This is a genomic window from uncultured Sphingorhabdus sp. (assembly GCF_937872355.1).
Classification (GTDB): domain Bacteria; phylum Pseudomonadota; class Alphaproteobacteria; order Sphingomonadales; family Sphingomonadaceae; genus Sphingorhabdus_B.
Genome location: NZ_CALMSV010000149.1, coordinates 1 through 25,280 on the forward strand (window position 1 = coordinate 1; position 25,280 = coordinate 25,280).

Genomic DNA, 25,280 nt, shown 5'->3' on the forward strand with positions numbered 1-25,280 from the left:
ATCCTGCCCATCGCTCTCTCCCTCGCGAACCTCAGTAGATGGTGTAGCCCCCGTCGATGACGATGGTGTCGCCGGTGTGGTTGCGCGAACCCCGACTGGCGAGATAGACCGCGATGGCCGCGAAATCGGAGCCATCGAGCCAGTCGCCGGTCGGTACGCGGCTGATCACCGCTTCGTTGAACTTGTCCCATTCCTGCAGGCCTGCGGTCATGCCCGAGCGCGTCCAGCCCGGCAGCACGCTGTTCACGCTGATGCCATAACGGGCAAATTCGACTGCCATCGCCCGCGCCATCGCAACGACCGCGCCCTTGGTCGCGGCATAATGTTCGTTGCGCGCCGCGCCGTGGATCGCCGAGGTTGAGGAAATCGCAACCAATGAGCCACCACCGTCCCCCGCCTTGTGCCGCTCGACCATATGCCTGGCCGCTTCGCGCAGGGTGAAGAGCACGCCGTGAATGTTCACTTCCTCAATCTTGCGGAAATCCTCGACGCTGATGTCGAACAGGCTCTTGCGCGAGATCGAAATGCCGGCATTGGCAATCGCCTGATCAAGCCGCCCGAATTCGGCGATGACATCCGCCACGCCCTTGGCGACGGCGGCTTCGTCCGACACATCGATTTGTGCCGAACGAACCTCGCCGCCATGCACGCGCAGCTTTTCGGCTGCCTCTGCATTGCGTTCGCCATTGGTGCCCCAGATGACTACCGTCGCCCCATGAGCGGCAAGGCCATCGGCCATGCCAAGGCCGATGCCGTTATTGCCTCCGGTGACGAGCGCGACTTTGCCGGTCAGGTCAAAAAGCGATGCCATCAATCCCTCCTCAACGCTCGTTCATCGCAACATATTCCTTGATCTTCGCCTTGCCGAGCTGGCTCATATGAACCTCATCCGGGCCATCGGCGATGCGCACAAAGCGGTTCAGGGTGAAGAAGCGCGCTATCGGCGTATCGTCAGACACGCCCATCCCGCCATGCGCCTGGATCGCGCGATCGCAAACGGTCTGCGCCATTTGCGGAGCGACCACCTTGATCGCGGCAATAAGGTCTTTTGCCACCTTGTTGCCATAGCGGTCCATTGCATCTGCGGCCTTCAGCGTCAGCAAGCGTGACATTTCGATCTCGCAAAAGCTTTTGGCGATATCCTGCCGGATCGAAGACTGGTCGGCGAGTTTCTTGCCGAACGCAACGCGGCTGTCGACGCGGCGCGCCATGATCTCAAGCGCGCGCTGTGCCTGTCCAATCGATCGCATGCAGTGGTGGATGCGGCCGGGCCCGAGGCGGCCCTGCGCAATTTCAAATCCGCGGCCTTCGCCGAGGATCAGATTGCCCTTGGGAACACGGACATTTTCAAAACGCAGTTCGGATTCACCGCCCGGCGAGTTATGCGAACCGAACACTGTCTGGTTGCGAACGATGGTGATGCCCGGCGTACTGGGTTCAACCAGGATTTGCGAATGCTGGGCGTGGCGCGGCGCTGATGGATCGGTGCGCCCCATCACGATGGCGATCTTCGCGCGCTTGTCGGGGGCGCCGGAGGTCCACCATTTGCGGCCGTTGATCACGTAAGTGTCGCCGTCGCGGCGAATCTCCGTGCGGATGTTGGTCGCATCGGAGGAGGCGACTTGTGGCTCGGTCATCACATAGGCAGAGCGGATTTCACCGTTGAGCAGCGGCTTGAGCCATTTTCCCTGCTGTTCGGGCGAGCCATATTTGGCCAACACTTCCATATTGCCGGTGTCGGGTGCGGAGCAGTTGAACACCTGGCTCGACCAGGGAACGCGGCCGAGCAGTTCGGCAATCGGCGCATATTCCAGATTGGTCAGGCCGGGCGAGAATTCGCCATATTCATGCGGCAGGAACAGGTTCCAAAGATCCAATGCCTTCGCCTTGGCCTTCAGATCCTCCATCTTCGGCCATTCTTTCCAGATATTGGCCGGATCGGTCACGAAACGGTGATAGTCTTCCTCATTCGGATAGACATGCTCGTCCATGAAAGCTTGAATTTGGGCCAACAGCCCTTTGACCTTGTCGCTATGTTCGAAATCCATGGGAAAGTCCTTTCAGAGGGAAAGCCCGCCATCGACGATCAGCGTATGACCAGTGACATATGATGCGAGCGGGGATGCTAGGAAAATGGCTGCGCCTGCCATGTCAGCAGGCAGGCCCATGCGGCGTTGAGGGATATTGGCGAGCGCGCCGGCGAGCCTTTCGGGGCTTTGCGTGGTTATCTTGGTCAGCTTGGTATCGACAAGGCCGGGGGCGAGGCCGTTAACGCGGATGCCTTCGGGGCCCCAAGCCTGCCCCAGTGTCTTCGTGAGGCTGATCGCACCTGCCTTGGAGGCGGCATAGGCCGGGTTGCCGATATTGGCCTTCAGCCCCGAAATCGAACTGACGATGATGACGCTGCCCTTGCTGTCGAGCAGTTGCGGTTTGAATTTGCGCGAAATGTGCATCAGGCTGTCCAGATTGACTGCCATCACATGATCCCAGCCGGGCCGCTCAAATTCACCGCGTTTATAGACGACTGTTCCTTGGCACAGCACGAGCACGTCGAGGGTGCCAAAGGGGGCGGCTGCCGCTTCGATCGCGTCGGGATTGCTGACATCAACGCAGGTATAGCCCAGCCCGCTCAGGTCCGAGCCATCGGCCGGGTCATATTCGGCTGCGTTCGCGCGGGTGCCCCAGACATGCACCTTGGCCCCGCGCTCGCGAAAACCATGTGCAATGCCGTTGCCGATCCCGCTGGAGCCGCCGACGACCAGCACATGTTTGCCGGTAAAATCGGTGTCGTTGGTCATGGGTTATCCTTTCAGCTTATGCGCCGCAGCGCACGTTCAAAGAGGTGGATGGTGTGGGCATGCAACCGGTCGCCGGTTTCGCGCGGCGCTTTGCCTGCGCAAGCGCGCGCATGCGTGCCTTCGAGGATGATGCCGAGTTTGTAGCAGGCGAGGACCGCGTACCAGTCAAAGTCTGTAAGATCACGATCGGTCAGCGCCGCATAATGCGCGACCAGTTCGTCGGGGCTGGCAAAGCCCTCCCATGGCGTGATCGCCACGTCGGTCGCGTGCGGGTTGTCATTTTCGGGCCATGTTGCGACCAGCCAGCCAAGATCGAGCAACGGGTCGCCTAAAGTGCACAATTCCCAATCGACCACCGCCGCCAATTCACCGCTATCGTTGCGGAACAGCACATTGGCGAAATGGAAATCGCCATGGATAATGCCGGGCTGAAAGTTCTTTGGGCGATGTGCATCGAGCCATTCGGCGACCTTTGCGACGCCGGGTATCGCATCGGGCCCGGTCCAACCCGGCATTTCCGCATAGCTGGCTAGTTGTGAAGCCCAGCGCCCGACTTGCCGCTCGATCCAGTTGTCGAGCTTGCCGAAGCCTTCCAGCCCGACGGCGCGATAATCCACCTGGCTGAGCGCTGCGATAGCTTCCACCATCGCCAGCCCCATGCGGTGCCGGATCGCAGCGTCGCTTGCGTGAAGCGCAGGCAACCCCTGCGTTGCGTTGAAACCTTCAATCGGCTCCATCAGGTAAAAAGATGCCCCGATCACATCCTCCTCTGGGCAGGCCGCGATCAGTTCGGGGTGCGGAACGTCGCTGCCCTTGAGTGCGGCCAGCGCACGAGCCTCACGGCGCATGGTTTCGTTCGAATTGGCGCGCAAAACGGGTGGCGGGCGGCGCAAGACATAGGAGCGGCCAGACCTGCTGAACCGCAGCAAAATGTTCTGTGTGCCGCCTGCCAATGTGGTGGCCTCGACAATCGGCCCCTCTCCAAGCCTTTGCCCGTCCATCCACTTTTCAAGCGCTGCAAGATCGACTCCGTCGATCATATCCTCACGAATCCTCTCCCATTTATCCAAATGGATAATGCGGTTGACGTAATTATGAGTCAAGCCTAGCCTGAGATTATGGCAAGTACGGCTCCGAAACCACGTAGCGATGCGGCAGAACATCTGAAGGCAGTTGCCCTGCGGCTATTTGCGGAAAAGGGAATCGACGGTGTCACCGTGCGCCAGATTGCCGAGGCTGCCGGGCAGAAAAACCACGCCGTGGTTGGCTATTATTTCGGCTCGAAAGAGGCGCTGGTTCGTGAGCTGATAGTCGACGGAGCTCGCGCGATCGATGTTCGCCGTATTGCATGGCTCGACGCTTGCGAGGCGAATGGCGGACCGCATAATGTCACCGAAGTGATCGAAGGGATGATCGAAACCTCGCTCGATCCCGAAGCAAATCCCGGCGATGAAAGCTTCAGCCGCTTTTTCACGCTGCTGGGACTTTCGCATCGTGCCTTTTTCATGGAGGCGCTCGAGGGGCGTTGGAACACTGGATACCAGCGTTGTCTTGATCACCTGCGCCGACTGATGCCCGAAATGCCGGCAGCGAAAAAGAATGAGCGCTTTGTTTTTCTGGGGTCCACTTTGGGTGCCATTCTGGCATCGCGGGAAAGCGAGTTGTCAAACAAATCCCGCCCACACCGCATGTGGCAATCGGGCGCGACGCTGAAACATGCGGCAAAGGTTATCGCCGCAATGATCGAGGCCCCATTTCGCTAGGACCAAAGTCAGCGGCAGCTTTGGATGAAATGGCGGAGACGGAGGGATTCGAACCCTCGGTACCGGATTTACCAGTACGACGGTTTAGCAAACCGTTGGTTTCAGCCACTCACCCACGTCTCCTGCGCGATTGGCGTCGGGGGCCTATAGCGAGCAAGCACCCGGGCTGCAATGCCTATTACAACGTGAAATTTGACTCGCTTGGGCGCGAAAGCGACTCGACTCATCGCCGGTTCATTGTGCGCCCCTTACGCGGGTCGTTAACCTTTCACATGAATATGGAGGATTGCGACTTATGACTGGCCTGTCCCTACAAAAATTCGGGAGCCGTCTGGCGCTTGCATTTGCCGCATTGCTGCTGGCTGGATTACCCGCCAGTGCACAAATCCAGACCGTCGACCCCAATGACGCCATCGACGCCGATCTGGGAACGCCACCTAAGGTTGAAACGCCGCCGGCTACAGACATACCCACCGACCCACCGATAGAAGGTGATACAACGGTATCGCCGGGAATGGAAAGCACGGCTGTGCCTGCCACCGTTCCGCCTGCAGGCGATCCATCCACCTATCAGGAAGATGACCTTATCGGCGCGGCTGAAGGTGTCTTCGGAAAGGGCGCCGAGGGGCTCGGCAAGCTGATGGAAGATATCCTCAAAAAGCAGGGCAGGCCCAACGGCTATATTGTTGGCCGCGAGGGTGGTGGCGCACTGGTTGTGGGTCTGCGCTATGGCTCGGGTACGCTGCACCACAAGGTTGAGGGCGAGAAACCGGTTTACTGGACCGGCCCTTCGATTGGTTTCGATGCGGGTGCCAATGCGGGCAGCACCTTTGTACTGGTCTATAATCTCTACGATACCGAAGATCTGTACCGCCGCTTCCCTTCTGGCGAGGGCGTTGCCTATTTGGTGGGCGGTTTTAACGCGAGCTACCTGCGGCGCGGCGATATCGTCCTCATCCCGATCCGTGTAGGTGCCGGGCTGCGGCTCGGGGCCAATGTCGGCTATATGAAGTTTTCCAAGAAGCAGCGCTGGCTGCCATTTTAAGCCCCCCGGGGTCGCACCAAATAGGGGCTAATGGGCGTCCTTCGGGACGCCCTTTTTTTATTTAGCGCGGACTTCCTCCATGCGCTTCAGATAGCGCACTAGGACGTCGATCTCGAGATTCACGACCCGCCCGGCTGCCAGCTCTGCCAGCGTGGTCACATCCCAGGTGTGCGGGATGATGTTGAGTGTGAAATGTGCATGGCCGTCGCTCGCGTCGATCACGCTGTTGACCGTCAGCGAGACGCCGTCGACCGTGATCGAGCCTTTCTCGGCAATGTACGGCGCGAGCGCAGCTGGAGCCGCAATCGTTACCTTATGCGAATCGCCAACGGGTTCGACAGACAACACCTCACCGACGCCGTCGACATGGCCGGTGACGATATGCCCGCCCAGTTCGTCGCCCACCTTCAATGCGCGTTCAAGGTTGAGGCGTCGGCCTTGCGTCCACATTCCGCTGGCGGTCTTGCTTACGGTTTCGGCCGAGGCATCGACCGCGAACCAGTCTGCGCCTTTATCGACCACGGTCAGGCAGCAGCCCGAACAGGCAATCGACGCGCCCAGGTCGACGCCGCCCATGTCATAGCCGCAACTGATGACAAGCCGCAGGTCGCCGCGTTGCTCGGCGGTGGTGATGGTTCCGATGTCGGTGACTATGCCTGTGAACATGGGATGGCCTCGTAGACTTCAAACCGGTTGTTGCCAAGCATCCGCGTATCCGAAAGCTGCCAGCTGCCATGCGCCGCTGCAAGGTCTGCGAGTCCGATATTCCCAAGGCAGGGCTTACCATCTCCTATCAGGACAGGCGCGCGATACAGCATCAGCCGATCGACCAGCCCCGCGCGCAGGAAGGCGCTGGCGGTCATCGCGCCGCCTTCGACGATCAGGCTGTTGCAATCGAGCGAGGCGATATCTTGCGGAGTGCGGATGACTTCCCACCCCTCAGGTGCGTCGCCGCTGCCGAGCATGATGCGCCGGGGGCTGCGGCTTTCGAGCCCCGACAAACGCACATCCAACCTTGGCGCATCTGCGCGGACCGTGCCAGCGCCGACCAGTATTGCATCGCTCCGGGCGCGTTCGAGATGGGCGTGCGCGCGTGCCGCTTCACCCGTGATCCAGCGACTGCTGCCATCCGCCATCGCGATACAGCCATCGAGTGAGGTTGCCAGCTTGAGCGTGACATGCGGGCGGCCTTTGGTCATGCGGGTGACGAAACCGGCAAGGCCAGCCCGTGCTTCCGTCGCCATCGCATCGCGTTCGACCATGATGCCCACAGCTTCCAGCCGGACAAAACCCTTGCCTGCGGTGCGGGGATCGGGATCGGTCAGCGCGCCGACGACGCGGGCGGGCTTGGCGGCAATGAGGGTGTCTGTGCAAGCCGGACCTCGCGAGCTTTCATGTGCGCAGGGCTCCAGGCTGACATAGACTGTCGCGCCTACCGCTTTGCTTCCGGCTTGTTCGAGCGCAACCGCCTCGGCATGCGGGCGGCCACCGGCTTGTGTCCAGCCGCGCCCGATGACGATACCGTCCTTGACGATAATGCAGCCGACCGAGGGGTTGTTGCCCGTCCGCCCCTTGCCGCGTTCGGCAAGCGCGATTGCGGCGGAAAGCCAGCGCCGGTCTTCGCCAGAAATTTCGGCTTCGACGGCTATTTCGATGCCCCTACGCGTGCGGCGATGTCTGCCTCGGCCTTGGCGCGGCGTTCGGCTTCGTCTTTCTGCGCTTCCGCATCGAGTGTCTCTACATCCATGCCCACGGCACTGCCCAAGGCCTTATAGGCTTCGCGTTCGCGGGCACGCATCGCGTCCTTTTTCTTCTGATATTCGCGGATCGCGGCGAGGCTCTCCTCGACCGAGCGGTCGGCGGGCCAGCTTTCAAAATAGGTGACGGTCGGCGGCGGCCGGGTCGCTTTGTCCCTCGCGTCGAAATAGAACATAGCGACGATGGTCGCGGTCGGTACGCAGGCGAGCAGCAAGATCAACAGCCGTCCGCCCCGCTGCTCGCGCATATAGCCGAACAGGTCGGCCACGCCGCCCTTGAGCGATGCATCCTGAAAGAAACTCATGGCGCCTGTGTAGGGATTGCGGAGGTAGAATTCCAGTGGGGATGATTCCCCTCCCACAAGCGGGAGGGGAGTTTGCCGACATCAATCAATCGTGAAACGCCCACTCAGCGTCTGCCAATCCTCAACCGCGACATCACTGCGGGTGGCGGGCTTGAAGCGCCAAGCTTTTAGTGCCTGCTTCACCGTTGCCTTGCCAAAGTCGGGATGGGTCGCACGCACCACCTGCGCCTCGCGCACCCGCCCGTCAGTGCCAATTAGCACGCGGACCGTGGCGGTTCCTTCAATCTCGCGCTGCAGCAGGTTTGCCGGATAATCCGGCTGGAAATCGCGGGCAAAGCGTGGATCGCGGGTTGCTGCCTTGAAAATCGCTGGCGGATCTGCGGGCGGATCGTTGATCAGGGTTTCGCCTGTGCCATTACCTTCAGCGACGACACTGCCTTTCGTCTCCTCGTACCCCGTGCGAATGGCAACGGGATCTTTGGGTATCTCTTTGATAATCGGGTCCGGAGCATAAACCGGATCAAGCGGCTTGGTGTCGGTGTCCGGCTTCTTCTCGTCCACTTCTGGACGAAGCGGTTCGACAGGGATGCTCCGCCCTTCAAACGGATCGCGTTTGAACTCTTCAACAATCACCGGCGACAGCGCGACCGCCAAGATGATGCTGCCATTCACCCCGATGGCAAGCGCCATGCTCATGGGGTTGGGGCGTTTGTTTTCGGTTGCGTAACTCATTGCAGCTCCTCTCCTGCAGCTTTGCGGCTACCGGCCCGGAGCAAGTGCGAATCAGCCAATCCGGGCCGATAGTCGCGAGTTAATGATACAACATAACATGACAATGTCAATTGCAGGTGTAGAGAATTTACAACGCAGTGGATTTCGGAAAAACCGGGATAGGCTTCACGCAGAGGCGCAGAGATCGCAGAGTTTCGAACGGCGCGCGAGCGCCTATTTTCGTTTCACGCAAAGACGCAAAGACGCGAAGCGGTTAGATTGGCACATCGCCATCTTTGCGTCTTCGCGTCTTTGCGTGATGAAATGAGTGGCGCTGCGCGCCGCAGTCAGAGTTCTTTGCGAACTCTGCGCCTCTGCGTGAAATAAAAGTTCTAAGCCTTGATCGCGCAGATAACGCCAGATGAACTCACCACGCCCAATATCTCTGGATCCTGCAGCGCCTTGGTGCGCTTGACGAATTCCTCGATGGTGATCTGGCTGGCCTTCTTGCCTTGCAGCTTTTTGAGGCCATTCAACTTGTTGAGCTGAAACAGCGACAGCCGGTCCACCATACGGTCAGCCATGCAGCCTGCTATGGGTTTGGATAGTCCGGCATCGGTCAACGCCGTGCGGATGCGCGTTTCCGGCGTGGCGCAACCTGCAAGGGTCAAAGCAACGACGGGAACGAGCAATGCGGCCTTCATACGCCATGTTCCTTCGCGCGCTCGACGCATTCGATGATGATGCGCTTGGCATCATCGACATCGCCCCAGCCATTGAGCTTGGCCCATTTGCCGGGTTCCAGATCCTTATAGTGCGTGAAGAAATGCTCGATCTGCTGCAGCACGATCGGCGGCATGTCCTTATAGGTCACGACGTCGGCATAATAAGGGAAGGTGGTGTTCACAGGCACGCACAGCAGCTTTTCATCGCCGCCCTTGTCGTCTTCCATCAACAGCACGCCTACCGGTCTGCATTTCACTACGGCACCCGCAACAATCGGTGAACGCGCCACGACGAGCGCATCGAGCGGATCGCCATCCTCACCCAGCGTGTGCGGTACGAAGCCATAATTGGCGGGATAGCGCATCGGGGTGTGCAGGAACCGGTCGACGAACAGCGCGCCCGATGCCTTGTCGAATTCATATTTCACCGGTTCGCCGCCGATAGGAACTTCGATGAGGACGTTGAGGCTTTCGGGCGGGTTGTCGCCAGCGGGGATGAGGTCGATACGCATGGGAGTAGGCCTTTATGGTTGTTTGGCGCGGCCCCTAGTCGAATATTGCGGCTTACGGAAGGCTGAATAGCGGCCTATTCCCCCATATCACAAAACCCGCTAGGGACGCGCGCGATATGGCAAAGATTCAGACCCCCCAGCCCGTGCGCGGCACACAGGATATGTATGGCGAAACCGAAGAGCGGTTCGCGCATGTCGTCTCCACCTTTGAACGCGTGCGGCGGCTTTATGGGTTCAAGGGGCTGCAACTGCCGGTGATCGAGCCGACCGCGGTCTTTGCGCGCAGTCTGGGTGAGGCGACCGATGTCGTGTCGAAGGAAATGTACACGTTCGAGGATCGCGGTGGGGATTCGATCACGCTGCGCCCCGAATTTACTGCCGGGATTGCGCGTGCCTACCTCACCAATGGCTGGCAGCAGCATGCACCGATGAAGGTAACCGCGCACGGGCCCCTGTTCCGCTATGAACGCCCGCAAAAGGGCCGCTATCGCCAGTTCCATCAGATCGACGCTGAAATCATCGGCGCGGCCGAACCGGCGGCGGATGTTGAACTGCTGGTGATGGCCGACCAGTTGCTGCACGAACTGGGCATCAAGGAAGGTGTGACGCTGGAATTGAATACGCTGGGGGATGCAGCCAGCCGCGATGCCTGGCGCGCGGCGCTGATCACCTATTTCAACGATCATAAGGATGTCCTCTCGGAAGACAGCCTGTCGCGACTGGAAAAGAACCCGCTGCGCATCCTCGATAGCAAAGACCCCGATGATCGCGGCGTCGCCCATGCCGCGCCCAAGATCGATGAATTTTTGAGCGGCGAGGCGCAGGACTTTTTTGGAGCTGTGACTGCCGGGCTGGATGCGGCCGGCGTGGCCTGGACGCGCAATGCAAAGCTGGTGCGCGGCCTCGATTATTATCGCCACACGGCCTTTGAATTCACCACTGACAGGTTGGGCGCACAAGGCACCGTGTTGGGTGGTGGGCGCTATGACGGGCTGATCGAAAATCTGGGTGGGCCTGCAACGCCTGCAGTAGGTTGGGCTGCGGGGATCGAGCGGTTAGCAATGTTGATTGATTCGCCCCAGGCCCTCCCTCTTTCAGTGATCATCGCGGTTGAGGATGACGTTGCTATTCCTGCGGCGATCAAGTTGCTTGCGGCGTTGAGGCGACGTCAATTGTCCGCCGAAATGATCGCTTCCGGCTCTCCTCGCAAACGTTACGATAAAGCGACGAAGGTTTGGGCGAAGGTACTCGTAGCCTTAAACGCTTCGGACGGGGTGATTTCATTTCGATCGCAATCAGCTAATATTTGTGAAGAGCTGTTGGCAGTGAATGAAATTGCCGAAACGTTTGCCAGCCAAAAATGACCGCCATCTCCCCCCAACGCATCGCGCAGATCGAGGCGCGCTTTGCCGAGCTTGAGGCGCGGATGGCCTCTGGTACGCTGGAGGGCGATGCCTTTGTGCAGGCGTCGAAAGAATATTCGGAGCTCGAGCCGGTCGCCAAAGCCGCCGCTGCACTGCGTGGGCTTCGTGACGAACTGGCGGGGCTAGAGGAAATGCTGTCGGGCGACGATGCTGACCTCAAAGCCATGGCCGCCGAGGAAATCGATGGCGTATGCGAACGGATCGAGGCGGGGGAGCATGACCTTGCCATCCTCCTCCTCCCCCGCGATGTTGCCGACCAGCGTTCGGCGATGCTCGAAATCCGCGCAGGCACTGGCGGGGATGAGGCGGCGTTGTTCGCGGGCGATCTTTACCGCATGTATGAACGCTATGCGCAGGCGCAGGGCTGGAAGGTCGAGCCGATCTCGATGAGCGCATCTGACGTGGGCGGGTTCAAGGAAATCGTCGCCGCGGTTTCGGGTGCGGGCGTTTTTGCCAAGCTGAAATTCGAAAGCGGCGTGCACCGGGTACAGCGTGTGCCGGTGACCGAAAGCGGCGGCCGCATCCATACCAGCGCGGCGACCGTTGCGGTGCTACCTGAACCGACCGAGGTCGATGTCCATATCGAGGACAGGGACCTGAAGATCGACGTCTATCGCGCGTCGGGTGCGGGCGGGCAGCATGTGAACACCACCGATAGCGCGGTGCGCATCACCCACGCGCCGACCGGCATCGTCGTCACCTGCCAGGACGGGCGCAGCCAGCACAAGAATAAGGAAAAGGCGATGCAGGTGCTGCGCGCCCGCATCTATGAAAAGGAACGCGAAGAGGCGCAGGGGGCCGAGGCCGAGGCGCGCAAGGCAATGGTTGGGTCAGGCGACCGCAGCGAGCGCATCCGCACCTATAATTTCCCGCAAGGCCGCGTCACCGACCATCGCATCAACCTGACGCTGCACAAGCTGCCCGAAATATTGGAAGGCGCAGGGCTCGCCGAAATGGTTGACGCGTTGATAGCCGAGGACCAGTCTGCGCGACTGGCGGGGATGGATGCCGGTTAAATCATGATGGCATCACGTTTAAACATCACCATAGCCCTGAGCCTGTCGAAGGGCGCTTGTCTGCTGGGCGTGGTTGGTGCTTTGCACCGCCTGCGGCACCGACAGGCTCAGCACTACGGCTTGGTGTAGGACCATCATGAAGTAGATTTTAGTTCGCTGGAGGAGAGTAGAACAATGAAATTATACCAGTCAGTTGGCCCCAACCCCCGTGTTGTCCTCTTCTACCTTGCCGAAAAAGGTCTCAAGATTGACCGTGCGTTTGTCGATATTCGTGCAGGTGAAAACCGGCAGGGTGAATGGCTGAAAAAACATCCACGTGGTGGCATTCCCGTCCTCGAACTCGATGATGGCAGCCTGATTTCCGAAGCGACGGTGATTTGCGACTATCTCGACGAGCGTTTTCCCGAAAATCCGTTGGTGGGGGCGACTCCGGAAGCGCGCGCTGCCGTTCGCGCCGCTATCCGCCATATCGATTACAGCATCGGCAGCCCGATGATGAACGGCTTCCGAAGCGCCGAGGGCCTTCCGATGTTCGAGAACCGCATGCTGTGCGTTCCCGAGGCTGCGCCGGGCAACAAGGCCTATGCGCAGGATGGTATGCGGCAGGCCGACGAACTTTTGAGCCGGCAGGCTTTTGTCGCAGGGGACAGTTTCACGCTCGCCGATATATCACTCTTCTGCTGGGTCGAATTTGGCGCAATGGTGGGGCAGCCAATCCCTGACGATGCTGCGCACCTAAAGGCGTGGCGCGACAAGGTTGCCGCCATGCCGTCAGCAATTGCCAGCGCTGATCCTAAGCACGGGTTGGCCGACTAAGCTCAAATTGCAATTTCAGGAAGTGCCGGGACGGGTTGGTGCGAGACCAGATAAGCAACCAACCCGTCCATGGCGTGTGGGTGTTGAACATATATCTATATGCAGTGCCCGTGCCAGTTTTACATCATGCCAGTAAAACAATTACTTAGTTGGTTTCAGCGAAATTAACTTTCTTCGCGCTGTAAAAATCGCCGACAATTTGACGCTTTTCCCCAGCCATTTGTCCGTTCGCCGATGTCGTTCGTCGAAGCGGTGGTTTACATCCGTAATCGATATGACTACGCCTGTAGTCGAATATGAGGCAACATAGGTAAGGTGATTCTGGATGTCCGAACGTATCAGTGAAGCAGAGTTGGCAGTGATGGAAGTGCTTTGGGAGGAAGCGCCCCTGACCGCCACCGATGTTGCCGGCAGGGTGGCCCGCCAGCGCGACTGGTCTTTGGCGACAGTGAAGACCTTGCTGTCGCGCCTCGTCGCGAAGGAAGCGGTCGGCCATCATCTCGACGGCCGCCGCTTTCTCTATTCGCCGCTGGTGCAGCGCGAAGCCTATGTCACGCGCGAATCGCGCCGCCTCGTCGACCGCTTTTTCGGCGGCAAGCTGATGCCGCTGGTCGCGCACCTTGCCGAACAGCAGAGCCTGAGCGACGATGAAATTGCCCAAATCGAAAAGCTGCTGAGGGAGATGAAATCATGACGGAGTGGCTGAGCGATACATTGCTTGCGACCAGCGCGTTGCTGCTGCTGGTGCTTTTGATCCGAGCTCCTGTGGCACGCCATTTCGGCGCGGGCACGGCCTATTTCCTGTGGGCTTTGCCTGCGGCGAGACTGTTCATGCCGACGCTGACGCAGGAAGTCTCCGCTCCTGCGGTACCGGTCGACGCAGCGATTGTTGAAACCGTGCGCGAAGCCGCACTCACGACGGTGACGGCAAATGCACCGGTGTCTCCGGTAACCGGTATGACGATCGATTGGTCGGTCGTCGGACTGTCGCTCTGGCTGGGCGGGGCGGCGTTGCTCTTCATAATCCAGATGTTCCGCTACACAGCGATGCGCGAAGAATTGCTGAGCGATGCGGTCGAAATCGATCAGCTCGATGGAATCCGTGTCATCCAGACCGACCGCATACCCGGCCCGCTCGCATTCGGTCTTTTCAAACGCTACGTCGCTGTTCCGCGCGAATTCACGCGCACCTTTTCGCCCCGCGAGCGCGAACTGGCTCTGGCGCATGAACTGGCGCACCATCGTGGCGGAGACCTATTCGCCAACATGGCGGCCTTCATCTTCCTGTGCCTGATGTGGTTCAACCCACTCGCCTGGATGGCCTGGAGCGCGTTCCGTTTCGATCAGGAGGCAGCATGTGATGCCCGCGTTGTCGCTGGTGCCGATGCCTCCACGCGCCAAAGCTATGGCCGCGCCCTCGCGCGCACTGCCACCGAAGGGCTGCCGGCTTTTGCAATGGCGCTTAACAACCCCAAAACAATAATTCAGAGATTGAGGAGACTGATGATGAATGAGACCAGCAAAGGTCGTCGATTGACCGGCAAGCTGGCGATCCTGGCAGCGGCCATCGTTGCCCTGCCATTGACCGCAACTGTTGTGCCCGTGTTTGCCGAAGACCAACCGGCGCCCGCAGGTTCCGAAGGAGAAAAGACGGTTGAAGTCCGCAAACACAAGGTGATCGTCGTAAAGAATGTCGACGGAAAGGATGTAACTGTCGATGTTTCGGGCGACACCGAAACGCCTTTTGTCAAAAAGATCGAGAAAGACGGAAAAACGATCATTTTGCGTTCGAACAAAGAATTAAGTGAAACCGATGTCGCCAAGATGGTCGCAGAAGCAGAAGCTTCCCGCGCCAAGGCCGAATGGCAGCATGCTGATGGTGAGAAGAAGACCGCTATGGTCGTTCGCGTCGACAAGGACGGCAAGCTGGCCGACCCCTCTGGTGCAGATTACATGCATTTCGTTGTTGATGAAGTGGTGATGCCTCCAATGCCTCCAGCACCCCCTGGCGCACCCACCGTCGAAATGCGCAAGGTGCAGTTCAAATGCAATGACGGCGAGTTAGTGACAACCAATATCGAGGGTATGGACGGTGATAAAAAGGCGCATGTCAAAATCGCCATTTGCGCCGAGGCTCATGCGAAGATGGCCCGCACCCATGCTATTCAAGGCCTCAAAGAAGCCCGCGAGAGCATCAAGCGTGACGCAGATATGCCCGAATCGGTACGCAAGGATGTCCTGAAAAGCCTTCAGGAAAATATCGAGCAGCTGGAGCGTGAACTGAAAAACGCGCCCGAGGCCAGCGGCGACGCCTGATCAGATTTGCATTAGCTACATGAAAACATCTGAGGGGTGGGTCGTATGATCCACCCCTTTTCCATTGCCCCCTTGCCTGTCCGTCACCATATAGGCGGGTATGAGCGACTGGCCCGACAGTATTTACGCAGGCGAAACCGAACAGCATGAGTCGTTGGTTCGGCGCGTGTTGGCGCCCAATCCTTCGCCTTACACCTTCACGGGCACCCAAACCTGGCTTGTCGGCGCGGGAAATGAAATTGCCGTTATCGATCCGGGCCCTGCGGGGAGCGGGCTCAGCATCGGCGATCCCAAGGACATGAATGGTGAAGGCCATGTCGAGGCGATCCTGCGTGCCGTGGGCGACGCGAAGATCACCGCCATCCTCTGCACCCACACGCATCGCGACCACTCGCCCGCTGCGGCGCCCCTCAAGGCGCTGACGGGGGCTCCAATCATTGGCTGCGCACCGCTTTCGATTGCGGACGATGGCCCGCGCGCCGATAGCGCTTTTGACCCTGATTATGCCCCCGATCGGATACTCGCCGATGGTGAGCGGATCTCCGGTGAGGGCTGGACAGTCGAGGCGGTTGCGACCCCCGGGCCCACCCCCAACCATCTTTGCTACGCATTGCTCGAAAGCGGGGCGTTGTTCACCGGCGACCATGTGATGAAATGGTCGACCAGCGTTGTCTCCCCGCCCGATGGCGACATGTCTGCCTATATGGCTTCGCTGCAAAAGCTCTATGACCGCGAAGATCGCGTCTATTATCCTGCGCATGGGCCGGCGGTCGACAATCCCCGGCAGTTGGTGCGCGGCATGATCGGCCACCGGCGCATGCGCGAGCGGTAGATCTTGGGCCTGCGCGAGCAGGGGGCTCGGATCATTCCCGATATGGTCACCGAAATGTACAAAGGCCTCGACGAGCGTCTTAAGGGCGCGGCTGGCCGCTCGGTGCTCGCGCATCTGGTCGATCTTGAAAAGCAGGGCCGTGTGGTGCTGGATGGTGAGGCATGGCAGTTGGCAGCCTGAGCCAGAACGAGCTGCGCAGTTGGGCGATGCGCGGCGCCGCGCTCGCCACCCCGATCCTGTTCATCCTTGCCATCTGGTGGGCGATAGACGGGTTCCGCAGTTTGCGTGATGGCCCGGCGCCGGAAACGGTGGCCAGTGTCAGCCTGCAGGGATTGCGCGAACAGAACCGCCTTTCCGCTTTTGCCGCCAACTATGCTGCGGTAGTCACCAGCGAACAGCGCCGCTTTGGCCTTTCGGCGAAAAAGACGCTGATCATGCAAGGTTTGGTGCGTTACGAGGTGGATCTCGCGAAGTTGAGAGAGAAGGACGTCCGTTGGGATGCCGACACCGGCACGTTGCGCGTTAAAATCCCGCCGATAGAAACCGCGCCGCCGCAGATCGACCTCAAAACCGTTCAAGAATATGGCGAGAACGGCATATTGCGGGCGTTCACTGATGTGGACGACGTACTTGATGATGCCAATCGCGACAAAGGACTTGCCGAATTAACAAGGCAGGCCAACGGTCCGGTGCCGATGAAGCTGGCACGCGAGGCGTTCAAGCGCGCAATCAAGCAGAATTTCGATGCGCCCTTGCGAGCGGCAGGGCTGAACGCCAAGGTTGAAGCTTATTTCGCCGATGAACTTGGCGGTGATGTGACCACCCGCTGGGATGAATCGACACCGCTAGAAGAGATTGTCAAATAATTCCCCTGCTGCTTGCGGGCGCGGTCCTAGGTGGGCATATGCAAAAGCGAAACAGCCCGACCTCAACCTTCCTTAATCGGGAGTGGAGAATGGAGTTAGAAAATGAACGCGCCCGTCCGTGAAAACCTATCCGGCCTAGACTTGCTCGCCGAAATCAACCGGCTGAAGAAGGATCGCAACGCCGTCATCCTCGCGCACTATTATCAGAAGCCCGAGATACAGGACTTGGCCGATTTTGTGGGTGATAGTTTGGAGCTTTCGCGTCGCGCGGCGGAAACCGATGCCGATGTCATCGCCTTTTGCGGGGTCAAGTTCATGGCTGAAACCGCGAAGATACTTTCGCCCCAAAAGACAGTGATACTTCCCGATATGGCGGCCGGGTGCAGCCTCGAAGATGCCTGTCCGCCGGGCCGGTTCAAGGCCTTCCGCGACGCGCATCCGGACCATATCGCGCTCACCTATATAAACTGCTCGGCCGAAGTGAAGGCGCTCTCAGACATAATTGTCACCAGCAGCAGCGCTGAAACCATTCTGGCGCAGATACCCAAGGAACAGAAAATCATCTTCGGCCCCGACCGGCATCTGGGTGGCTATCTGAGCCGCAAATTCGGCCGCGAAATGCTGCTCTGGCCTGGCGTCTGCATCGTGCATGAGGCGTTTAGCGAAACTGAACTCTTGAAGCTCAAGGCGCAATATCCCGGCGCGCCCGTCGCGGCGCACCCCGAATGTCCGCCGCATATCATCGACCATGCCGATTATGTTGGTTCGACTAGCGGTATATTGAAATATGCCAAGGAAGTGCCCGGTGACACGGTAATTATCGCAACCGAGCCGCACATCATCCACCAGATGCAAAAGGCGCTGCCGGAGAAGAACTTCATCGGCGCACCGGGTGCGGATGGAAACTGCGCGTGCAATATCTGCCCCTATATGGCGCTCAACACGCTGGAAAAGCTCTACCTCGCCTTGCGCGACTTGAAGCCGCAGATTGAGCTGGACGAAGGCGTCCGGCTGGCGGCCAAGAAGAGTCTCGACCGCATGCTGGAAATGGCCTCGAAGACTGTTGGGCAGGGCGATTTGGGCCGTAAGGATCTGGCTTTTCCCAAGGCCTGAACTTGCGCGACGCCCGGCTAGGCCGCCGCTCAGGGTCTTCAGCATGCCCTCACTAGGGGCACAAACTCGATTCGCTTTCACCCGAAAATCATTGTATAAATTTGCAAAATTGGAGTCGCGCGGTTGGTCGCCGCTTGCGTTTGGGCTCTGGCCAAATAGGCTTCGTGCTTTTCTCGAACCTGAGGTGTGGCATTTTGCCATGCAGGTCTAAATCGTGCCGCAGGCAAGTGGCACAAGGCATGGAAGGAAGCGTTTATGGCAGAAGACTGGTTGGCAGATGTCCGCAAATATGTCGCGGATGCAGACGAGACCGTAGTGAAGGCGATTGTGCGATATTGCGGCATTGCCTTACAGAATCGCGACAGTTCGCTGGTGGCATTTTCGGACACCAAAGAAACCGGCCGAGTTCGTGAAAACTTTCTGAAGAAAAAGCTTGGCCTCACCAATAGCGATGCCGAGCTCGACAGTGCAATCGCTGCAGTTGGTGACCGGATGAAGGAAGACCGGACGAAAAACCGCGTCACGGTTTACTATCTGCTTGCTGAACATTTCGGTCTGCTTAGCGTCTTTGGCGGGTCAAGTGCATCTGCCGCACCGCTTGCTGCCGTAGCCGGATTGGGCGCAGCTGGTGTGGCGGGAACAGCGGCGACAGCTGCTGCAGCGGAACTGGAACCGGTTGTTGCGACCCCGCCTCCTGCCCCTGAACTAGCGCCTGCTGCGGCCGCTCCTGCCTATGCGGCATCGACTTATGAGGATGAAGACACTGGCGGCGGTGGCCTCGGCTGGCTCAAATGGCTTTTGCTCGCGGCTTTGCTCGCCCTGCTGCTCTTCTTCCTGATGCGCAGTTGCTCGCCGGAGGCAACCGCTCCGGTGGATGACAGGATGACGACCGAAGCAACTGGTGGCGAAGATGCCGATGCCTCAGCAGGCGACGCAGCGGCAACAGCTGCCATTCCGGAAGGTGCGGGTGTGGTTGCTGCGGATGTTGCTGGCAGACCCAAGCTGACGGTCTATTTCGACAGCGGCAAATCGGATGTTACCAATGACCTCGCGGCGGCAGCCACAAAGGTGAAGGCCTATCTCGATGCAAATCCGACGGCGAAGCTGGCGGTTTCGGGCTATAACGACCCGACCGGCAATGCAACCGTCAACGCGGAAATCTCGAAAAAGAGGGCACAGGGCGTTGGCAAGGCGCTGGAAGCTGTTGGCATTCCGGCGACAGCCATCGATCTGGTCAAACCGAGTGATACAACCGACATGTCGGGCGACAACACCGCCGCGCGCCGGGTCGAGGTGACTGTCCAGTAAGGCAATCACGATAATGACAATGAGGGGCGGCTACAGAGGTGGCCGCCCCTTTTCTTTGCACAAATCGGGACTATGGTCAGCGCATGACTTTGATTGTTCCTGTCCTGCTTCTGGTCGCAGCCTTTGTCGGCTTTGGCGTCTGGCGCGGTCGACAATTTGGTGAGCTGGCACGGCGTGGAATACCGGTCACGGGACGCATTGTGCGTAAATTCCGCGCCGGAAATGCAGATATCTCGGGAAGCAGGAGTCGTCGGCTTTCCTTTACCTACACCGGCCCCGATGGCCGGGAATATCGCCGTGCCGCTTCGGTGAGTATCGGGAAATGGGCCGAGTATGAGGAAGGGAGCGAAATTGCTCTCATCTGTCTGCCCGACAATCCGGGCGTCAGTGCGCCAGCCTGGCTGGTCGATCTGGCGCGTGAGGCGCTGGCGAAACGCAAATAGAGGAAATAGCGAAAACCATGCACATAGCTTTCAACCTGCCCGGCTTTGATCTGGCTGCCTTCGTTGGCGCGACGCTCGCTGAAGATCTGGGGCCCACCGGTCGCGATGTGACTTCTGAAAGCGTAATTCCAGCGGACATGCGCTTCGCTGGGGTTATGGACAGCCGCGATGCTATCGTTGTCGCTGGGCTTCCCATTGCCGCTGCCTTTTTCAAACATCTCGACCCCGATATCGAAATCGAAATGCTGGCGCATGAGGGCCATGGTTTGGAGGCAGGTGCGGACCTGATGCGGATTCGCGGCAAGGCCCGCGCGATGCTGACTGCGGAACGCTCGGCGCTCAACACGGTGCAACATCTCTCAGGTATCGCAACGATGACACGGCGCTATGTGATGGCAATTCGCGGGACTGGCTGCACATTACTTGATACGCGCAAGACGATACCCGGCCTGCGTGTGCTCGAAAAATACGCGACACGGATGGGCGGGGCGACCAATCACCGCATGGGGCTTTGGGATGCCGCGATGATCAAGGATAATCATGTCGCGGTGGCAGGCGGTGTTGCGGAGGCTGTACGCCGTGCCAAAGATGCGGGTGTCGAACGCATCATCCTGGAGGTTGACCGGATTGAACAGATTGAGCCGGGGTTGGCAGCCGGGGCGACGCATTTGTTGCTCGACAATATGGATGTTGAGGAATTGAAAGCGGCGGTAAAATTGGTCGATGGTCGCGTACCGACCGAAGCGAGCGGGGGTGTGACGCTCGAAACCATTCGCGCCAAAGCCGAGACTGGCGTGACCTTCATTTCGGTTGGCCGCCTAACCCAGAGTGCACCGGCTGCTGATATCGGGCTGGATTTCGATGTGGTCTAGGTTCGTGCTGGCGCTGCCGGCGCTCGCATTGCTTGCCACGTCTACGCCGCATGAACCGGCGCTCGCACAGGCTTGGCAGTGTCGCCCACCTGCCAGCCTTCCGCGTCCGGTGCCGGAATTTGCCAAGCCGGGAGAGATACGGCGCACAGCTGTCGACGGCTATATCCTTGCGCTCAGTTGGAGCCGTGAACATTGCCGTGGGCGGGAGGATAATCCCGCTGATGCGCTGCAATGTGACAAGTCGATGGGAGAATTTGGCTTTGTCCTGCACGGGCTATGGCCTGAAGCCAAGGGCCCAAACTATCCGCAGTGGTGCCGTAAGGCGGAACCGCTGTCTCGGGCAGTCGTGCAGCAAAACATCTGCATGACGCCCTCGGTCCAGTTGCTCCAGCACGAATGGGCCAAACATGGTACCTGCATGGCGCGCAAGCCCGAAACCTATTTTGGCGCCGCGCGGTTGTTGTTCGATGCGATGGAGTTTCCCGACATGGATCGTATGTCCCGTCAGAGTGAAAAGGAGGGTACATTGACGGTTGCCCGCCTGGCCGAGGAATTTGCGCTCAACAATGACGGGCTTTCGGAGACGGCAATCAAAGTCAAGACCAACCGGAGAGGCTGGCTCGAAGAGGTGCACATCTGCCTCAATAAAAAATTCAAGCCACGCGTCTGCCCAGCCTTTGTGAGAGGGGCACCGAGCAATGCACAGATCAAAATCTGGCGCGGCAGTTAACCCTCTATGATCCGCGTGCCTGGATGATGTTTGTCAAGATGTTTGCGGATGATGCGCAGATTCTTGCTGTTCGATCGCCAGATGAAATCAAATGCGTCGCCCACAAGCGGAATGGCACCCAGCGCAGTATCGATTCCGACATTGGCGGTCATGCGCACCAGTTGCCATTTTGACATGCCCAGATTGCGCGCTTCCCAGACCATATAGGCCCCCATGGCAGCAGTAATCAGGTCGCCAATGACCGGGACCAGTCCTACGACAGAATCCAGGCCGAAGGGGATTTTGGTGCCCGGTATGACAAAACCGCGTTCGAGCAGTTTTTCCAGCGCTTCCACGCGCTGACGCACCGAATGTGGGTCGGTTCCCATACCGGGCAAGGTCTTGGCAAGCTCTTCAAACTGGTTTTGCGAAATGGGCATAGCGCCTCCTTATCTCGCTTATGTCGGGTCGCGCCCCAGATATTGCAAGGGATGCCATCCGCGCGGGTTCTGTGCGAAGCCCAACAGTCCGTCACGAACCAGCGACCAGCGCACCGGATTGGCAATGGGAATGTAGTTGCGGGTAGCGATCAGTTCGCGCTCAGCCTCCCCCCACAAGCGAATACGTTCTTCGCGCGTTGAAGCAGTGCGGGCTTCATCGAGTAGCCGGTCGGCCTGTTCGCTGCAAATCGGCGTTGCCCGACACGACATCTGGTCCAAATACCATCCCGGACTTGATATGTCAGCGACCCGATCAATTAGGACCAGATCGGCGGGCTGGGCATTGGTTACCCGTTCCACTTCAAGTCCGATGGCGGCCAGATCACTGCGCATGCGTGCAAAGAGAATTCGGCTGCCCGTACCGCGCGGCATGGCGATTCGCAGGGTGCGAACGGGACCATTGGACCCCTCCCATGCGGCGATGGTCGAGCGTGCGCTCGCTTTGCGTTCCTGAACATTTTGGCTTGCCCATTCGGGGCGTGGCAATTGTTCGCGATTGGTCAGGGCTTCCGGGGATAACGCAATCGTCCCCCGCCAATCGGTAATGCCAAATGAGGTCAAAAGGCGGGGCCGGTCGATCGCCATGGCGATCGCCTCGCGATTGGCAACGTTGGAGAGGAACGGCCCGTCACCCGTTACCAAAAGGCCAAACAGTCCGGGAACGGCATCGAACCGCGTGCCAGCCTCATTGCCCTCTGTCGCTGTCAGCAAAGGAAGATGTTCGAAACGACCGTTCAATACAAGGTCACTCTGCCCGACTGCAAAGCGGGCCAATGCCCGCGAAGGCGAATGCGCCGCGAGGATGACCCGCTTTTCATCCAGAGCGATAGTGCCGTCTAGCTCATCGGTTCTGTTGCGCAATTGTAGGTTACCCGCAATCCGCTCGGCGATCATCGGGCCAGAGCCGTTAGCCCTGTGGATCATCCCGAATTCCGGCTGTGCCAGCAGTTCGAGCAGGTTTGGAACAGGTGCATTCAACCGGATCTCGACGACCTTGCCTGTCATCGGCAATATCCTGTCGATCTTTGCCAGTTCATCGCTAAAGCGTGACCGACTCAGTTCGGCGACTCTGACCTTCAACGCGGCGGCAACTTCGTCGGAACGCACCTCGCGCCCATTGTTCCACCGGGTTTTTTGCAGTCGGAAAATATAGCCCTTATCGTCGTCAGTAACAATCCAACGCGACGCCAGCGCCGGAACGACGCGACCTTCGGCATCGAAGGCGACAAGTCCCTGCGCGGTCGCGTTGCGCAAATAGGCAGACGCTGGTGACAGCGGCATGCGTCCAACCGTGATTTCCCGTGGACTGTCTTCGATAACATCCACCCGGAGACGGTTGTTGTCGATACCGTCCGAACAGGCGGACAACGCCAGGAGCGCGCCCAAAATGGCAAAGGCGCGCGTCATAGCACTTTCCACAGAGTTCGGCTGGGGTGGATATTGCCGGGATTATCCTGCCAACCGCGGACTTTCGGGCTTACCAGCGAACGTGATGCGTAGAAGTATAGTGGCAGGATTGGCATATCGGCTATCAATATCCTTTCCGCCTCGCGCATCAACCCTGCACGGCGCTTTGGATCAGGTTCGGCCATGGCCAGATCGACGGCGCGATCATAGTCTGGATTGGCATAGCCCGAATAATTTTGCGGGCCGCTATCGCTCAAATGGACCGCGAGGAAGTTTTCGGGTGCAGGCAAGTCGGCAATCCAGCCTGAACGCGCCAATTCGAAATCGGCGCGCTTCAGGCTGTCGAAATGCAGGCTCGCTTCGCTGTTGAGCAACTTGGCCTCTACCCCAAGTTCGCGCCACATCGTTGCCATCGCTACGGCCGCGCGCCGATGCTCGGTCGAGCTGTTGAAGCGGATTTCAAACCGAAGCGGATGACCACGGCCATAACCAGCCTGTCCCAACAATTTCCGAGCGCGCTCGATGCGAGCTTTTTGCGATAGTGTTGCCCATTCCGGTTTGAAGCTTTGTCCCCCGTCAAGCCCCGGCGGCAGCAGGCCCCAGGCGGGCAGGTTGCCGGCGTCGACCATCTTCGAGGCGATCCATTCGCGGTCAATCGCCATCGAAAGCGCCCGTCGCACCCTGACATCATCGAATGGCGGCTTTCTCGTGTTGAAGGCGAAATAATAGGTGCCAAGGAAAGGCGCATTTCTGGCGATATCCCGATGATGCTCGCGTAACCAGTGATGTCTGCCCGGGGTATATTCGCTGCCGATATCTGCACCACCGGCAAGCACCAATCGCATGGCGGAGTTCAGATTTTCCATCGGTTTCCAGATTACGCGCTGCGTCCTGGGCGTTCCGCCGTGCCATTCAGGATTGGCTTCAATGGTCAGCTGCTGGCTCAAGCGCCATTCGGTCAAGCGATACGCCCCGCTCGTTACCAGAGGTCGTTCGGCCGCCCATTTCTCTCCCGCCGCCTCTATCCGGTGAAAGGGTAGTGCCGCCATCGCTGGATGGGCCAGTAGTGCGGGCAGTTGCGGGAATGGGGTGTGGAGTCGAACGACGACCGTTCGCGCATCAGAGGTATTGATTGTTTCGATCACGCCGAACAGGGGCCCATGGGGCGATCCGCTGCGTTTGTCCTGAATACGGCGGAATGCCTGCTCGAACACTTTTGCCGTTAGCGGTTGGCCGTCGGAAAAACGAAGGCCGGGATGCAGGCGAAACGTCCAGAGGCGGCCATCTATGCTGGTTTGCCAACTTTGCGCTAAACCGGCTTCGGCCTGTCCCTTTGCGTCGAAGCGCGTAAGCCCCTCGAACAGGTCGGCAGCGATGCGGGTAGAGGCCAGATCGGAAACCAATTGCGGATCAAGTCCACGGGAATCAGCCTCCATCAGCCGGACAATGGCATCTCCTTCGCCGCCTTTCCCTGTATTTTCACCGCCACAGGAGAGAAGCCAAAAGACAAGGAACGGGGCAAGCCAACGCATTTTGCAAGACTAGGCGGTGGCCCGCTTCAGGGCAACTCTGCATTCGCAGGGAAGGGTTGGTGCGGACGGCGGGACTTGAACCCGCACGCCCAAAGGGCGACAGATTTTAAGTCTGTTGCGTCTACCGGTTTCGCCACGTCCGCACAGAAAGGCGCATGGCACAGCGAAGGCCGCGATGCCAGACATCTATTGTCAAAAACTGCGATTGTTATTTGTTAAGGCGCTCGCGGATTTCTTTGCCCGGCTTGAAATAGGGCACGCGCTTCGCCGGAACATCGACAGCATCGCCGGTGCGCGGGTTGCGACCCTTGCGCGGGTTGCGCGATCGGGTTGAAAAGGCGCCAAAGCCGCGAATTTCGACGCGTCCACCTTCGGCGAGGCGCTGGATAATCTGGTTGAAGAACAGGTCGACGATGCGCTCAACCTCTTCGCCGGTTAGGCCCGGGTTTTCAGCTTCGAGTTTTTTGACCAGTTCAGATCGGATCATGGCATATGCCTCCAAAACAAACC

At 59.1% G+C, this 25,280-nt stretch carries 27 protein-coding genes, 2 tRNA genes and 1 pseudogene; 14 read left to right on the forward strand and 16 right to left on the reverse strand.

Annotation, left to right across the window (positions count from 1 at the left end; all coding sequences use genetic code 11):
• Positions 1–31: 31 nt before the first annotated feature.
• Genes Q0239_RS09295 through Q0239_RS09310 form a run of 4 tightly spaced genes read right to left on the reverse strand, consistent with a single transcriptional unit; the run spans position 32 to position 3,838 of the window.
• Positions 32–811, reverse strand: coding sequence for an SDR family oxidoreductase (locus tag Q0239_RS09295; protein WP_298601675.1), 780 nt, complete (start codon positions 809–811; stop codon positions 32–34).
• A 10-nt stretch (positions 812–821) separates the two neighbouring features.
• A complete protein-coding gene (locus Q0239_RS09300; RefSeq protein ID WP_298601678.1) occupies positions 822–2,048 on the reverse strand; it encodes an acyl-CoA dehydrogenase family protein in 1,227 nt (408 codons plus the stop codon).
• 12 nt (positions 2,049–2,060) lie between these two features.
• Complete coding sequence (locus Q0239_RS09305; protein WP_298601681.1) at positions 2,061–2,798, reverse strand: SDR family NAD(P)-dependent oxidoreductase; 738 nt, start codon at positions 2,796–2,798, stop codon at positions 2,061–2,063.
• 11 nt (positions 2,799–2,809) lie between these two features.
• Positions 2,810–3,838 (reverse strand): phosphotransferase family protein, encoded by a 1,029-nt coding sequence (locus tag Q0239_RS09310; protein ID WP_298601684.1) that lies wholly within the window; start codon positions 3,836–3,838, stop codon positions 2,810–2,812.
• Between the two features lie 78 nt (positions 3,839–3,916).
• On the opposite strand from Q0239_RS09310, the gene Q0239_RS09315 reads away from it, so the two are divergent.
• Entirely contained in the window at positions 3,917–4,561 is a 645-nt protein-coding gene (locus Q0239_RS09315; protein ID WP_298601686.1) for a TetR/AcrR family transcriptional regulator, read from the forward strand.
• Positions 4,562–4,591: 30 nt separating this feature from the next.
• On the opposite strand, the gene Q0239_RS09320 is transcribed toward Q0239_RS09315, so the two are convergent.
• A tRNA-Ser gene (locus tag Q0239_RS09320) sits at positions 4,592–4,684 on the reverse strand.
• Positions 4,685–4,856: 172 nt separating this feature from the next.
• Here Q0239_RS09320 and Q0239_RS09325 point away from each other — a divergent pair.
• Entirely contained in the window at positions 4,857–5,606 is a 750-nt protein-coding gene (locus tag Q0239_RS09325) for a DUF1134 domain-containing protein (RefSeq protein WP_298601688.1), read from the forward strand.
• Positions 5,607–5,663: 57 nt separating this feature from the next.
• Here the strand turns inward: Q0239_RS09325 and Q0239_RS09330 are convergent, their stop codons facing one another.
• From Q0239_RS09330 to ppa, 6 genes are all read right to left on the reverse strand, one after another.
• Positions 5,664–6,272 carry a riboflavin synthase gene (locus Q0239_RS09330; RefSeq protein WP_298601691.1) on the reverse strand — a complete coding sequence of 203 codons (609 nt, stop codon included), beginning with the start codon at positions 6,270–6,272 and terminating at the stop codon, positions 5,664–5,666.
• On the reverse strand, positions 6,257–7,237 hold the full coding sequence (ribD, locus tag Q0239_RS09335) for a bifunctional diaminohydroxyphosphoribosylaminopyrimidine deaminase/5-amino-6-(5-phosphoribosylamino)uracil reductase RibD (RefSeq protein WP_298601761.1): 981 nt from the start codon (positions 7,235–7,237) through the stop codon (positions 6,257–6,259). Before ribD ends, Q0239_RS09330 begins: the two co-directional genes overlap by 16 nt.
• A gap of 14 nt (positions 7,238–7,251) precedes the next feature.
• Positions 7,252–7,668, reverse strand: coding sequence for a hypothetical protein (locus Q0239_RS09340; protein WP_298601694.1), 417 nt, complete (start codon positions 7,666–7,668; stop codon positions 7,252–7,254).
• 81 nt (positions 7,669–7,749) lie between these two features.
• The gene (locus Q0239_RS09345) at positions 7,750–8,400 is read right to left on the reverse strand and encodes an energy transducer TonB (RefSeq protein WP_298601697.1); all 651 of its coding nucleotides are present in this window, start codon (positions 8,398–8,400) and stop codon (positions 7,750–7,752) included.
• Positions 8,401–8,771: 371 nt separating this feature from the next.
• A complete protein-coding gene (locus Q0239_RS09350) occupies positions 8,772–9,083 on the reverse strand; it encodes a hypothetical protein (protein WP_298601700.1) in 312 nt (103 codons plus the stop codon).
• A complete protein-coding gene (ppa, locus tag Q0239_RS09355) occupies positions 9,080–9,616 on the reverse strand; it encodes an inorganic diphosphatase (protein ID WP_115550482.1) in 537 nt (178 codons plus the stop codon). The genes Q0239_RS09350 and ppa overlap by 4 nt, the downstream gene beginning before the upstream one ends.
• A 116-nt stretch (positions 9,617–9,732) precedes the next feature.
• Between ppa and hisS the strand changes: the two genes are divergently transcribed.
• The 12 genes and pseudogenes from hisS (at position 9,733) to Q0239_RS09415 (ending at position 21,352) form a co-directional block, all read left to right on the forward strand.
• Positions 9,733–10,980, forward strand: coding sequence for a histidine--tRNA ligase (gene hisS, locus Q0239_RS09360; protein WP_298601703.1), 1,248 nt, complete (start codon positions 9,733–9,735; stop codon positions 10,978–10,980).
• Positions 10,977–12,056, forward strand: a complete 1,080-nt coding sequence (gene prfA / locus Q0239_RS09365) for a peptide chain release factor 1 (protein WP_298601706.1) — start codon at positions 10,977–10,979, stop codon at positions 12,054–12,056. Before hisS ends, prfA begins: the two co-directional genes overlap by 4 nt.
• A gap of 174 nt (positions 12,057–12,230) precedes the next feature.
• On the forward strand, positions 12,231–12,872 hold the full coding sequence (locus Q0239_RS09370) for a glutathione S-transferase family protein (RefSeq protein WP_298601709.1): 642 nt from the start codon (positions 12,231–12,233) through the stop codon (positions 12,870–12,872).
• A gap of 325 nt (positions 12,873–13,197) precedes the next feature.
• Positions 13,198–13,566 carry a BlaI/MecI/CopY family transcriptional regulator gene (locus tag Q0239_RS09375; RefSeq protein ID WP_298601712.1) on the forward strand — a complete coding sequence of 123 codons (369 nt, stop codon included), beginning with the start codon at positions 13,198–13,200 and terminating at the stop codon, positions 13,564–13,566.
• The gene (locus Q0239_RS09380; RefSeq protein ID WP_298601714.1) at positions 13,563–15,188 is read left to right on the forward strand and encodes a M56 family metallopeptidase; all 1,626 of its coding nucleotides are present in this window, start codon (positions 13,563–13,565) and stop codon (positions 15,186–15,188) included. Before Q0239_RS09375 ends, Q0239_RS09380 begins: the two co-directional genes overlap by 4 nt.
• 100 nt (positions 15,189–15,288) lie before the next feature.
• Positions 15,289–16,200, forward strand: a pseudogene (locus Q0239_RS09385) (MBL fold metallo-hydrolase).
• On the forward strand, positions 16,182–16,886 hold the full coding sequence (locus Q0239_RS09390) for a DUF4230 domain-containing protein (protein ID WP_298601717.1): 705 nt from the start codon (positions 16,182–16,184) through the stop codon (positions 16,884–16,886). The pseudogene Q0239_RS09385 and the gene Q0239_RS09390 overlap by 19 nt, the downstream one beginning before the upstream one ends.
• A 102-nt stretch (positions 16,887–16,988) precedes the next feature.
• On the forward strand, positions 16,989–17,999 hold the full coding sequence (nadA, locus tag Q0239_RS09395) for a quinolinate synthase NadA (protein WP_298601720.1): 1,011 nt from the start codon (positions 16,989–16,991) through the stop codon (positions 17,997–17,999).
• Between the two features lie 255 nt (positions 18,000–18,254).
• On the forward strand, positions 18,255–19,307 hold the full coding sequence (locus Q0239_RS09400) for a DUF2853 family protein (RefSeq protein WP_298601723.1): 1,053 nt from the start codon (positions 18,255–18,257) through the stop codon (positions 19,305–19,307).
• An 83-nt stretch (positions 19,308–19,390) separates the two neighbouring features.
• Positions 19,391–19,750, forward strand: coding sequence for a DUF3592 domain-containing protein (locus Q0239_RS09405; protein ID WP_298601725.1), 360 nt, complete (start codon positions 19,391–19,393; stop codon positions 19,748–19,750).
• A gap of 17 nt (positions 19,751–19,767) precedes the next feature.
• On the forward strand, positions 19,768–20,622 hold the full coding sequence (nadC, locus tag Q0239_RS09410; protein WP_298601728.1) for a carboxylating nicotinate-nucleotide diphosphorylase: 855 nt from the start codon (positions 19,768–19,770) through the stop codon (positions 20,620–20,622).
• Positions 20,612–21,352: a ribonuclease T gene (locus tag Q0239_RS09415; RefSeq protein ID WP_298601730.1), complete on the forward strand. Its 741-nt coding sequence runs from the start codon at positions 20,612–20,614 to the stop codon at positions 21,350–21,352. Before nadC ends, Q0239_RS09415 begins: the two co-directional genes overlap by 11 nt.
• Here the strand turns inward: Q0239_RS09415 and Q0239_RS09420 are convergent.
• The 5 genes from Q0239_RS09420 to Q0239_RS09440 all read right to left on the reverse strand — a co-directional run bounded on the left by Q0239_RS09420 (position 21,349) and on the right by Q0239_RS09440 (position 25,257).
• Positions 21,349–21,771 carry a DUF4112 domain-containing protein gene (locus tag Q0239_RS09420; protein ID WP_298601733.1) on the reverse strand — a complete coding sequence of 141 codons (423 nt, stop codon included), beginning with the start codon at positions 21,769–21,771 and terminating at the stop codon, positions 21,349–21,351. The genes Q0239_RS09415 and Q0239_RS09420 overlap by 4 nt on opposite strands.
• 18 nt (positions 21,772–21,789) lie before the next feature.
• On the reverse strand, positions 21,790–23,238 hold the full coding sequence (locus Q0239_RS09425) for an ABC transporter substrate-binding protein (RefSeq protein ID WP_298601736.1): 1,449 nt from the start codon (positions 23,236–23,238) through the stop codon (positions 21,790–21,792).
• A complete protein-coding gene (locus Q0239_RS09430; RefSeq protein ID WP_298601739.1) occupies positions 23,235–24,770 on the reverse strand; it encodes an ABC transporter substrate-binding protein in 1,536 nt (511 codons plus the stop codon). Before Q0239_RS09430 ends, Q0239_RS09425 begins: the two co-directional genes overlap by 4 nt.
• 57 nt (positions 24,771–24,827) lie before the next feature.
• A tRNA-Leu gene (locus tag Q0239_RS09435) sits at positions 24,828–24,913 on the reverse strand.
• A gap of 65 nt (positions 24,914–24,978) precedes the next feature.
• Positions 24,979–25,257, reverse strand: a complete 279-nt coding sequence (locus tag Q0239_RS09440; protein ID WP_298601743.1) for an integration host factor subunit beta — start codon at positions 25,255–25,257, stop codon at positions 24,979–24,981.
• Positions 25,258–25,280 lie beyond the last annotated feature (23 nt).